An 11,559-nucleotide genomic window follows, 5' to 3' on the forward strand; every position below is an offset into this window, starting at 1 on the left:
CTACGGCACTATGCGATCTGGTTTAGAATCGAAAGCTTTACGCATAATATCGACATCAGGATGTTGCTTAACTGGATCATCTGGGTAATACGCAATATGTAAAGCACCTTGCTTATACAAAGACTGAATCGTATCGCCCAACTCTTCTGAAGGTACAGGTTCATTGGTACGCCAATTTTCTGCCTGTAGTTCAAATACTGTTTTGTGCAAACCGTTTGGATAAGATTTAACACGATTCACAATATCTTGATAGAACTTGTCTTTATCTGGTGCCTGTTCCATGTATGGCATTGCCATAATGGCAGTAAAGTCATAGCGTTTTAAAGATTGCTCTAATGACTGTGCATACCAGTTTTCAGCATATGGATTCAATGCCACTTGTGCATACAAATTACGGGCAGTAACTAAAAATGGCTGATACTGGCGAACTTCACCTGCCAACTGTAAAGCAAAGTTGTCAATATAGTTGGTTTTGAATTTCGTCCATTTTTCCATTTCAGCATCATTATTTCGCATTTTTTCCAAATCAGTTGGAAGACCTGCTTTTGCGTATGCCTTCAAAGCATATGGGCTCGCATCTTCATAATCTGACAACGTCGTATCATCATGGAACAAGATACCGTTGAAAGTTGAAGACTTCGCCAAATCCTGATACAAGCCTTCAATCACACGACGTGCTGGAGCAGAGAACGGACTTAAACGGATATACCCCATGTTCAGGTGATCACTGCTTTTAGGCTGCTGTGTTACCACCAAGTCTTGAGATACAGGGTTAGATTTTGGCAATTCCCATGCTAAAAGCGGCATCCACGCATATAAACGCGTTACCTGAGTACGACTTTGAATTTGCCAAGATACACGGTTAAACAGGTCAGCACGCACTGGAAGATAACGGTTCGGGAAATACACCATATCGGCTGAACCATTAGCATCAGGATCAGAGAATGCTTGCAAATACACAGTCGTAATGTGCATTTTTTGAATACGGTCAAGCAAATCACCCAAGTTACGTTCTTGCTGCTCAGGATCTGGATCGTAGATATAATCTAGGTCAACATGCATGATTTTTTGTGGACGATAATTATCACCCAAGTTTTTATCACGTATAGATATCTCTTTTGACAAACTGTCTAGGGTCATGTCATGTTCAACCAAAATACGGTTGATTGCACCCAATGACTTTTTCAAATATACAGGCCCGTCATCAAGACTAACGGTAATCGGCATACCGAGTTCTTTTGCGATACGAACTGTTTCTAGGTTATAACGCCCATACGGCCAAACCATGACACGTGGTGACGGAATCCCGTGCGCCTTGATCAAATCATTATTTTTCTTTAAATCATCATAAATACGCTTAGAATATGCACCATCACCCTCATAAGTTTTGGTTTCTGGGTCATATAAACGTGTAGTAGCAGCAGGTTCAGAGTTACCTTGTGGGTTACCTAAGATACCATGGTGTAAATCGTAACTGTGGCTTGCAATTTCAACATAACCACTTTTGCTCATTTCTTTAAGCTGTGGCCAAGTCACAATTTTACTACGAGGAATTTTATCATCACCAAAATTTACCATCTCATCCGCTTTTGGCTCTAACCATGAACCAACAACAGCCAAAACGATAGGAATTTTGTTCGCTTTTACAAATGGATAAACATTGGTGTAAAAATTTTCATATCCATCATCAACTGTTAATAAAACAGGTTTTTCTGGCAATACGGTTTTGCCTTGATGGGCTTTTAATAACTGATCAACACTAATAAAGTGAAAACCACTTTTTTGTAACCAACGAACTTGTTCTTCAAAGCGTGCAGTACTAACCGAATACATCGGGATCAACGCTTCTTTATCGTCGGTAACTTCATGGTAACCAATCACTGTAAGCGTTGCTGGATTAATTTTTGGCTTCTTTGCGGAAACGGCTTGAGTCATACCCACGGCTGCCATACCAACGCACGTTGCAAGCACTGAACTTAAAAAGCGATTAAACATAATATGCCTGTTTTATAAATCGTGATGTAACCAATCTGACATTACACTTCAAACACTCAAGTCGTGAAAACAATCTTTTATATTGCATGACTATTCAGATTAGTAATTACAATATATTTTCAAAAAGTAAACTGAAAACTAGCTTAAAAGCTTGGCTCTTTCCATGTCACTGATTTAGATATTTCCATCACAAGAACTGTGTTTAGTTAACCGATAAAATAACTTAGAATTATACATTAAATTCAAATAAAATCAAAAACTTAGTAAAAATTTACATGATTTTATCTAAAGGTTAAAACACAAGAAATCATAACCATCCTTGTCGTACACTTACATGATACTGCATATTTTTACAATTTAGTACATCTTCGACGCTAAATAGTAATAGGCAAACATGTCAATTCTTTGACAATGATCATTCAACTTCAGCACTGAATGATCATCACCTCAAGTTAGGTTATTGATCTCGGGTTTTAACATCAAACAATTCAATTTCAAAAATCAAGTTAGAATTGGCAGGAATAACTTTACCCATTTTGCGTTCACCATAAGCTAAATGTGCAGGCACTTTCAATTTTCGCTTACCTCCCACACGCATTCCCATAATCCCCTGATCCCAGCCCTTAATTACTCGCCCTGTACCAATCACACATTCAAAATACTGACCACGATCAATTGAGGAATCGAATTTCGTTCCATCTTCCAACCAGCCTGTATAATGCGTGGTAATGAGCGCACCTTTCACAGCTTCTTTACCTTCACCGACTTTTAGATCAATAATCTCTAACTCTTGCATGACAATCCAGATCTTAAATAAAAGAAGCCCTATTTTACGGGCTTCTTAGCAACAAGCCGATGGCTAGTTTTTTATTTTTAGTAAAAAATTAAATCCACTGTATTTGCACTCTAGGTGCAATAAAAAAGACCGTCGCGTTAAACACTGACAGTCTTTTTTTACACAAACAGGATTCATTCGCCCTGTTTAGCGCTTTCTTTATAGATGCTACAAGAAGGATGATGATTTTCATGTAAACGTAATTTCTTACGCTGTTCAGCAGCTTCAAAACGGCAACGCTTCCACTCGTTGTCTAATTTTAATGGAGGGACTGCTTGAGGTTGACCATGTTCATCAACCGCGACCATGGTAAAGAAGCAACTATTGGTATGACGCATACTGCGGCTACGAATATTTTGAGCTTCAACGCGAATCCCAATTTCCATAGAAGTACGACCAACATGGTTGACACTTGCAAGGAATGTGACCAGTTCACCTACATAAATCGGTTCTTTAAAAGTTACCTTATCGACAGATAAAGTCACGACATAGCTACCTGAATAGCGGCTTGCACATGCATACGCCACTTGGTCAAGTAATTTTAAGATAGCTCCACCATGTACATTCCCTGAGAAATTTGCCATATCAGGTGTCATAAGAACCGTCATGGTTAATTCAGATTGGTCATCCGCTGACTGTAGAACTTGATCTAAAGGTGACATTAAAACACTCTTCGACTAAAGAATAATTGACAGTTAATAATTATAGCCGATTTTTTTATAATTATTGTTCTAATTATTTATCAGTATTTCAGATAGAAACGCTCAAGATTATACAGCGTATCTTATCACGATGCGCTGCGTTTTTAATATTTTCACAAAATCAATGCCTTAATCTTGATCAGTTAAGACCGAGCAACCACAAGTAGTTGCTCTTCTTTATCACGAATGACTTGCTCAATGTCTTCAAGCTTAGCCTGAGTGGCATAAACTCCAGCTAAACGGGTGCGGTCTCGTTCAGTAACATCAAAAATATGGGCTTTTTCTCGCAGATCAGGTTGAATGATCACATCAGCATGACTCAGCTCAACACGAGATAGCTGTTGCTGCATAATATTAATATTTTGGTTAAACAGCCCCCACATATTGGTTGTTTCGGTATATTGTGGTTGCGCCAGAATATCTACGGCAATCACAATATCCGCACCAAGCTGACGGGCAACATCAACAGGGACAGGACTAACCAGACCACCATCGACATATTCTTTATTCTGAATCATTGTTGGAATGAACATACTCGGAATAGCCGAGGAAGCACGCACAGCCTGCCCCGTATTGCCATAATTAAAGACAACTTTTTTGCCTTCTTTGAGTTCGGTTGCAACGACAAACAACGGAATTTTCATCTTTTCTAAAGGTAGATGATCAATCTGATCGTTAATAAAACGTTCAACTTTACTGCCATCTAAAAACCCGTTTTTGCGCAAGGTAATCTCACGCACATCCTGAACTTTCATATTTAGAGCAATGTCTTTAATTTGTTCAGGAGACTTTCCACTAGCGTACAATGCTCCCACTATGCTGCCTGCACTGGTTCCAACAATAAAATCAGGATGAATACCATGTTCTTCAAGCACCTGTATTGCCCCGATATGCGCATAGCCACGCGCTCCTCCGCTGCCAAGTACAAGCGCTACCACTGGACGATGCTGTTTTTGTTTGATCTGCTCAAAGTTAATCAGATTTGGGCGTGATTGTGCTTCTTCTTCATTTGCAATAACCGTAGTGGTCTCTATAGGTAAAGCAACAGGCTGGGCTGTACTATGAGGAACACTTTGGCACCCCACCAATACACCCAAACAAGTTGCAGTCAGAATCCAGTATTTCATAGGCAGCATCTTTAAAATTACAATAAAAAAGATAATCCACGGCATCTTACTGTGAAAAAACAAACTGATTTAAACTGTTTCTTTACAGTATTGTTTCAATATAATTAATCGTTGCATTTTGCAAAAAAACAACTGAGCATCTATGACAATTCTTCTAACAATATGTTTTCGAATTATTTTATTTTTTATTGGCAGCGTTTTTCTGGCTGACAGCATCTATTTATTGTTACAAGGCAAAATTCATATTGGGATTGTATTGCCCTTCCTGATGGGAAGTGGCTTTGTCTTTATTGCTTTGGCATGGCAGTTTTTACATGGCTATTTGGGACAGCACCCTATACTGCAATCTGCCTACTTCATTCTTTGGGGATTATTTGCCATCTGGCTGATTTCTTTTGCAGTTTTCATTTACCAGCTCAAAATCCATATGCAAGCGCAAACAAACATTACATCGCCTGTACGAGCAATTATCGTCTTGGGCAGTGGTGTGATTCAGGGACAGCCTAGCCCAACATTGGCACTGCGTCTTGACCGCGCAGCAGAACTTGCCAAGCAACAACCTCAAGCATGGATTGTACTGTCGGGTGGATTGGATTTTGCAGAAACCGTGACGGAGGCACAGGTAATGGCAACTTATTTACAGCAGAAGTATGGACTATCTAGACAGCATATGATTTTGGAAGATCAAAGTACCAGCACCGAACTCAATCTGAAAAATAGCGCAGTCTTGCTGGCACAACATCAAATTGATAAAGATATGCCAATTGCGATTGTGACCAGTGATTTTCATACTATTCGTGCGCAAGCGATTGCCCGTAAACAGCAATATCGTCATAGCATCATGTTTGCAGCCGAAACGCCATTACAAACGCGCTATAACGCATGGCTTCGAGAATATTTTGCTTTTATTAGTGGCAAGATCTTACGTGAGTATTAACGTCTAGTTTGCCAATATTTTAACTCTTAGCTGTGCTAATGACCTTGTCGAACTCGCCATTTCATTCATTTTTAGCACAAGAATCAAATCTCAATCCGCGCAAAAATAAAGCCCGAAAAATCGGGCTTTATGCTCTAAACATCAAACTCAATTATGAATGCTCAGGTAATTGCTGAACATCAACTTGATTGAGGAGTTGTTGATTTTCCTCGCTAAATTGGCGTTGTGTTTTGGTCGCCAAGAAATAGATATACCCCACAACAAGAAAACCGATGAAAATCGCGCCAATTGTAGCGTTGTAATAGAACATCGCTACAAAACAAACCACAGCAATCACCAAAGCAATTCCAGGGATAACAGGATAACCTGGTGCCATAAATGAACGGTTTAAGTCTGGTTCAGAACGGCGGAGTTTAAACAAGCTGAGCATGCTCATGATGTACATCAACAACGCACCGAAACATGCCATGGTCACAATTGCCGCAGTTAAACTCATCCCTTGAATATTAATAACGCTGTCACTAAAAATGGCTGCAATTCCGACGACACCACCTGCAATGATGGCACGATGCGGTGTGTTGAAACGAGACAGTTTCGCTAAGCTTTTTGGCAAGAACCCAGCACGACCCAAAGCAAAAATTTGACGTGAATATCCTAAAATAATGCCATGAAAACTTGCCACCAAACCAAATAAACCAATCCACACCAACATATGCATCCAAGATGAATTGTTGCCCACAACCGCTTTCATGGCTTGTGGTAATGGATCATTAATATTAGATAGTTTGCTCCAGTCACCCACACCGCCCGCAAAAACCATCACCAAGAAAGCCAAAACAACCAGTGTTAGAATTCCTGTGATATAGGCACGTGGAATGGTGCGTTTCGGATCTTTGGCTTCTTCTGCTGCCATGGCGGCGCCTTCAATTGCCAAAAAGAACCAGATCGCAAATGGAATGGCTGCAAAAATACCTGATATTGCAGTGCCACTAAAATGATTTGAACCCGCCCAACCATTCAGTACGAAATTTGAGAAACTAAAGCCTGGTTGAACCACACCGATAAAAACCAGTAGCTCAATTACTGCCAACACGGTGACGATGAGTTCAAAAGTTGCAGCGATCTGAACTCCAACAATATTCAGCCCCATAAACACAACATAGGCACCGAGTGCAATCATTTTGGGATTGATGTCGGGAAATTGCACATTGAGATAGGCCCCGATAGCCATGGCAATTGCAGGTGGTGCAAATACAAATTCGATTAATGTAGCAATTCCTGCAATAAAACCACCTGTTTCGCCAAAGGCTTTACGACTATAGGCGAATGGCCCTCCTGCATGCGGAATTGCAGTGGTTAACTCAGTAAAACTAAAAATAAAACAGGTATACATAGTCGCAACGATGAGCGTTGTGACTAAAAAGCCCAGTGTCCCCGCGACGCCCCAACCGTAACTCCAGCCGAAATACTCACCTGAAATCACGAGTCCAACGGCAATCCCCCACAAGTGAAAGGTTCCTAATGTCGGTTTTAGCTGATGACTCATTGCAGCACTCCTCTCAACAGAAGAATAGAAATTGTTTGATGCAACACCCCTGTTGCACATCCTTGTTTAGATAATGCGTCGGGCAACAAGCAGAAAACTTGACTTTAAATGACGAGTTTTATCGGTTTATTGTCAAGTCGACAAAAATCAATCTCGCATACGCTGTATACAAATCATGGAAATCTTCCCATGCCACATTCAACGCGACATGGTGAACAGACGAGGTCAGCACAGTATGAATCACGTAGAACAAAACGAATATTTAGATGCAAATACGCTCTTAATGCTTGCTGAACAAGCAATTTTACAATACCCCAAAGCCTACCAAGGACAGGTCAAACTGCTTTGCCAATCTGAAAATGCCACTTTTTTAGTGCGTACCGATAAAGCTCGCTATGCTTTACGTATTCATCGCCCGAACTACCACAGCAAACAAGATATTGAGAGCGAGTTACACTGGCTTGATGCGCTCACCGAAAGTGGAATTGCTGTACCTCAAGCCATTTTGAATGAGCACGGCGAACGCGTCCTGACACTAGCACTTAGTGATGGTACAACCCGTTATGCAGCCCTGTTTAACTGGGTTGAAGGTGATATGCCAACCACAGAAGTCGATCCGACTGCATTTCAGCAACTTGGACAAATCACGGCGAAACTGCACCGTCACAGCAAAACTTGGCAAATGCCTGACAGTTTCCAACGCATTATCTGGAATCACGACACCATGTTGGGTGCAGAGGGTCACTGGGGTGACTGGCGCAATGCACCGTATTTAAAAAAATCAGATCATGAGATTATTGAAGAAGCGGTAGCACGTATCGGCAGTGACTTGGCTACATTTGGTCAATCAGCCGATCGTTATGGTCTGATTCATGCGGACTTACGCCTGACCAACCTACTGCTACAAAATGACCGAATTGGCGTGATTGATTTTGATGACTGCGGTATGAGCTGGTTTATGCACGACTTGGCAGCCGCGATTAGTTTCAACGAACATCATGCCGCTGCACCAGAATGGGTAGACAACTGGATTGAAGGTTACGAACGTGAGGCACATATCAGCCATGAAGAATATGCGCTGATTCCAACGTTCATTATGCAACGCCGCATCCAAATGATGGCATGGGTTGGCTCACATGCTCAAACCGAAATGGCACTCAGTTTAGGGACAGACTGGGCAGATCATACGGTTCGTCTTTGCAAAAAATATATGAATCAACAACAACTGCCTGTTGGCGCAGCATAATTCTTGTTTTATGAAACTTCTTTCATCAAGCCTCTATTTTCTCCTTCTGGGAGAAAGATAAAGAGGGTGTCAACAAGGATGAAAGAAGTCTGTTATATTTTCATATTGAATATTTGATCACCATGGACAGGTGATTTCCCTTTTAAGCAAATGCATCCCTCTGCCATTTCAGGATTCCTCAGTTGGTATGCATTTTGCTTAATTTAATGAATATGTGATATATGGAGATTTCATATGATTCAGATGCGTCACATCGCCAGTTCTTCGCAACTTTTTCAGTCTAATATGGGTAATCAAGGCGTGTTGTCGGCTGCGGCATCAGGTTTGAGCGATTTTATTGTACAAAAAGGTGCCGATGTAGACCGTGTCTTTGGAATCAGTGGAATCAATCCAGAACTACTCGCAAGCCCCACCTTAAGCTTGCAACTTCCTAATTATTGCAAGGTTTTAGAACAAGCTGCGCAGATTTCAGGCTGCGACAACTTTGGCTTGCATTATGGGCAACAGTTTCAGCCAAAAGAACTGGGGTTGATTGGCTATATTGGCTTATGTTCGTCCACACTGGAAACCGCACTTCGCAATATGGTGAGTTATTTTCACCTGCATCAAAAAGATACCTTAACCCGCATGCTCGAACAGCAAGATTGCTGGCGACTGGATTATCAAGTCCAACATGGTGCAATTTTAACACGCCGCCAAGACGCCGAACTGACCATTGGCATGTTTATGAATGTAATCCGAGGCGTATTGGGTTCGCACTATTCACCACGTGAAATTCACTTTGAACACACTCGCCCCGAATATTGGCAAGAACACAGCAAACTACTAAATACATCGGTGTACTTTGATCAACCGTTTAACTCGATTGTGATTCCCAAAAAAGATCTGGCGCGTGATATGCCAAGTAGTGACCCTCTGCTACTCACCATGATGCAAGATACGTTGCAGCTACTTAACCAGTCCAATACAACGCAAGGTTTAAGCGACCAAGTTCGCTCGCAAATCCAACTGGCACTTAGCGAAGGTGAACCCAACTTGGAGCATATTGCCGATGATTTGGGTATGTCGAGCTGTTCACTCACCCGCCGCCTCAAATCCGAAGGCATGACCTTTTCTTCACTGGTCGATGGTGTTCGCTGTGAACTGGCAGAACATTATATGAAACAGAAAAATATCCCGATTTCAGAAATGGCTTTGTTACTTGGCTACTCCGAAGTCAGTGCTTTTTCGCGCGCCTTTAAACGCTGGTTTGGGATTAATCCAAGACAGTGGCGCAATTAATATTAAGCTCGGAACTTATGTATGTTGAGATCACCTCAACAAAATGCAGCTTTCTCTTGCCTATTTATATCCCATCAATATTCATCTTGAAATTTCACTGCAAGATTTCACTTTCTATTGCGCATTAAGCAATCTGGATATTTTTGGAATGAGCAGCTTACAGAAGCTATAAAAGCTAATTTAACCCAACACTATTTTCAGATTTTGGCGCAATCTATCGATATTCAGTCTTCTTCAGACCGATTTGTCTTGTATCTCAAAGTCTTGCCTACCCAGCTTAAATTGGATTTATCTGATTACAGAGACCTTGCAGCAGCATTCCGCGCTATTAAACGACCAAATGCACGACTACTGCCCTGCCTTGTCAAAAGCTTAAAAGCCTTCTAAAACAATTTTGCCTTTCACCACACCTTGTTCAAGCAAGGCATGCACTTTTTTCAGGTTTTCTGCATCAATCTTGCCAAACACGTCAGTCAATGTGGTGCTGATCTTGCCTGCATCGACTAATGCTGCCACTTCATTCAGCAATTTAGACTGTTGGCTGATATCCGCAGTTTGGAAGGTCGAACGCGTGAACATCGATTCCCAATGAATCGACACCGATTTGCGTTTAAATGGCATCACATTTAAATGCTCAGGGTCATCAATCAAACCAAAACGCCCTTGCGGTGCAATCAGCTCGGCAATCTGTACCACATAATCGTGGCTATGCTGAATCGAAAATACAAAACTTGGTGCAGGCAGCCCAAGTTGTTCAAGCTGTGGTTGTAACGGCTGATGATGACTCAGCACCGCATCTGCTCCCAGTTGTTTTACCCATGCTTCGGTTTCAGGGCGCGAGGCTGTGGCAATAATTTGTAAATTGGTTTTGGCTTTCAGCAATTGTAAAGTGACTGAACCCACGCCACCCGCTGCGCCAATAATCAGAATACTCGGTGCAGCACCTGCCACAGGCTCCTGAACGCGCAAACGGTCAAATAACATTTCCCATGCAGTAATGGCAGTCAGTGGCAAAGCAGCAGCTTCCGCAAAGGATAATGACTGCGGTTTATGCCCGACAATCCGCTCATCGACCACATGGTACTCGGCATTGGTGCCTGCACGGGTAATATCGCCTGCATACCAAACTGCATCGCCCACTTTAAAGTGACGAACTTTCTCTCCAACGGCAACGACTGTACCTGTTGCATCCCACCCGAGGACTTTCCATTGTCCTGCTTCGGCAGACACATTGCGGCGCACTTTGGTATCGACAGGGTTGACTGAAATCGCTGTGACTTTGACAAGCAGGTCATAGCCTTTTGCTTCAGGGATTGGAAGCTCAACATCTACCAAGGCATCGGTACGCTCAATTGCCCCTTGTTGCTGATACGCGACTGCTTTCATTTTTTATCTCCACTTGCGAAAGACTACAGCATATCCTATGCTCATTTTTTAGTTATACAGACAAATTTCGCACATAGTGTCAAAAAGGATACTGTCATGAGTAAAGTCAAACATTCCCGTTTTAATTGTAGCCCGGGCTGTTCGGTTGAAGCTGCGATTGGGTTATTAGATGGTAAATGGAAATGTATTGTGCTGTGGCATTTACTCAAATTGAAGGTAATGCGATTTAATGAAATTCGTAAAAGTATTCCAAATGTGACACAACGTATGCTGACCAATCAGTTACGTGAACTTGAACAAGATGGTTTAATTATTCGCACAGTTTACCCACAGGTTCCGCCCAAAGTGGAATATCAACTTTCAGAATTAGGACAAAGTTTGGAACCTATTTTAGTTGCTTTAAAAGAATGGGGGGATACACATATCGGGTTATACGGCAAACCGCATCAGCAAGATGTAATTGAACTAGAAGCCGAAGTGAAATAAAAAAGCCCTATCTGCTGAC

General features: G+C 41.7%; 10 protein-coding genes. 4 read left to right on the forward strand and 6 right to left on the reverse strand.

Going from position 1 to position 11,559, the window contains the following annotated elements; all coding sequences use genetic code 11:
• The 4 genes from pgaB to P255_RS09080 all read right to left on the reverse strand — a co-directional run bounded on the left by pgaB (position 1) and on the right by P255_RS09080 (position 4,667).
• A complete protein-coding gene (pgaB, locus tag P255_RS09065) occupies positions 1–1,995 on the reverse strand; it encodes a poly-beta-1,6-N-acetyl-D-glucosamine N-deacetylase PgaB (protein ID WP_004900077.1) in 1,995 nt (664 codons plus the stop codon).
• A 457-nt stretch (positions 1,996–2,452) separates the two neighbouring features.
• Positions 2,453–2,791, reverse strand: coding sequence for an FKBP-type peptidyl-prolyl cis-trans isomerase (locus P255_RS09070; protein ID WP_004751143.1), 339 nt, complete (start codon positions 2,789–2,791; stop codon positions 2,453–2,455).
• A gap of 173 nt (positions 2,792–2,964) precedes the next feature.
• Positions 2,965–3,492: an acyl-CoA thioesterase gene (locus P255_RS09075; protein WP_004751141.1), complete on the reverse strand. Its 528-nt coding sequence runs from the start codon at positions 3,490–3,492 to the stop codon at positions 2,965–2,967.
• A 182-nt stretch (positions 3,493–3,674) separates the two neighbouring features.
• Positions 3,675–4,667 carry a patatin-like phospholipase family protein gene (locus tag P255_RS09080; RefSeq protein WP_035365150.1) on the reverse strand — a complete coding sequence of 331 codons (993 nt, stop codon included), beginning with the start codon at positions 4,665–4,667 and terminating at the stop codon, positions 3,675–3,677.
• 133 nt (positions 4,668–4,800) lie between these two features.
• Between P255_RS09080 and P255_RS09085 the strand changes: the two genes are divergently transcribed.
• Complete coding sequence (locus tag P255_RS09085; RefSeq protein ID WP_004900072.1) at positions 4,801–5,595, forward strand: YdcF family protein; 795 nt, start codon at positions 4,801–4,803, stop codon at positions 5,593–5,595.
• Between the two features lie 151 nt (positions 5,596–5,746).
• On the opposite strand, the gene eat is transcribed toward P255_RS09085, so the two are convergent.
• Complete coding sequence (gene eat, locus P255_RS09090; RefSeq protein ID WP_004900069.1) at positions 5,747–7,141, reverse strand: ethanolamine permease; 1,395 nt, start codon at positions 7,139–7,141, stop codon at positions 5,747–5,749.
• 235 nt (positions 7,142–7,376) lie between these two features.
• Here eat and P255_RS09095 point away from each other — a divergent pair, with 235 nt between their 5' ends.
• Both P255_RS09095 and qhpR read left to right on the forward strand, forming a co-directional pair.
• Positions 7,377–8,387, forward strand: a complete 1,011-nt coding sequence (locus P255_RS09095) for a phosphotransferase enzyme family protein (protein WP_004900067.1) — start codon at positions 7,377–7,379, stop codon at positions 8,385–8,387.
• 243 nt (positions 8,388–8,630) lie between these two features.
• Positions 8,631–9,668: an AraC-like transcriptional regulator QhpR gene (gene qhpR / locus P255_RS09100; protein ID WP_155756916.1), complete on the forward strand. Its 1,038-nt coding sequence runs from the start codon at positions 8,631–8,633 to the stop codon at positions 9,666–9,668.
• A gap of 372 nt (positions 9,669–10,040) precedes the next feature.
• On the opposite strand, the gene P255_RS09105 is transcribed toward qhpR, so the two are convergent.
• The gene (locus P255_RS09105) at positions 10,041–11,054 is read right to left on the reverse strand and encodes a zinc-binding alcohol dehydrogenase family protein (protein ID WP_004900062.1); all 1,014 of its coding nucleotides are present in this window, start codon (positions 11,052–11,054) and stop codon (positions 10,041–10,043) included.
• 96 nt (positions 11,055–11,150) lie between these two features.
• Between P255_RS09105 and P255_RS09110 the strand changes: the two genes are divergently transcribed.
• Positions 11,151–11,540 (forward strand): winged helix-turn-helix transcriptional regulator, encoded by a 390-nt coding sequence (locus P255_RS09110; RefSeq protein ID WP_004900060.1) that lies wholly within the window; start codon positions 11,151–11,153, stop codon positions 11,538–11,540.
• Positions 11,541–11,559 lie beyond the last annotated feature (19 nt).

It is taken from the genome of Acinetobacter brisouii CIP 110357 (assembly GCF_000488275.1).
Classification (GTDB): domain Bacteria; phylum Pseudomonadota; class Gammaproteobacteria; order Pseudomonadales; family Moraxellaceae; genus Acinetobacter; species Acinetobacter brisouii.

Excerpts from the sequence above, each read along its gene's own strand:
- P255_RS09080 (WP_035365150.1), bottom strand. The coding sequence starts at position 4,667 with ATGCTGCCTATGAAATACTGGATTCTGACTGCAACTTGTTTGGGTGTA.
- eat (WP_004900069.1), bottom strand. The coding sequence starts at position 7,141 with ATGAGTCATCAGCTAAAACCGACATTAGGAACCTTTCACTTGTGGGGG.
- qhpR (WP_155756916.1), top strand. The coding sequence starts at position 8,631 with ATGCGTCACATCGCCAGTTCTTCGCAACTTTTTCAGTCTAATATGGGT.
- pgaB (WP_004900077.1), bottom strand. The coding sequence starts at position 1,995 with ATGTTTAATCGCTTTTTAAGTTCAGTGCTTGCAACGTGCGTTGGTATG.
- P255_RS09095 (WP_004900067.1), top strand. The coding sequence starts at position 7,377 with ATGAATCACGTAGAACAAAACGAATATTTAGATGCAAATACGCTCTTA.
- P255_RS09110 (WP_004900060.1), top strand. The coding sequence starts at position 11,151 with ATGAGTAAAGTCAAACATTCCCGTTTTAATTGTAGCCCGGGCTGTTCG.
- P255_RS09105 (WP_004900062.1), bottom strand. The coding sequence starts at position 11,054 with ATGAAAGCAGTCGCGTATCAGCAACAAGGGGCAATTGAGCGTACCGAT.
- P255_RS09075 (WP_004751141.1), bottom strand. The coding sequence starts at position 3,492 with ATGTCACCTTTAGATCAAGTTCTACAGTCAGCGGATGACCAATCTGAA.
- P255_RS09070 (WP_004751143.1), bottom strand. The coding sequence starts at position 2,791 with ATGCAAGAGTTAGAGATTATTGATCTAAAAGTCGGTGAAGGTAAAGAA.
- P255_RS09085 (WP_004900072.1), top strand. The coding sequence starts at position 4,801 with ATGACAATTCTTCTAACAATATGTTTTCGAATTATTTTATTTTTTATT.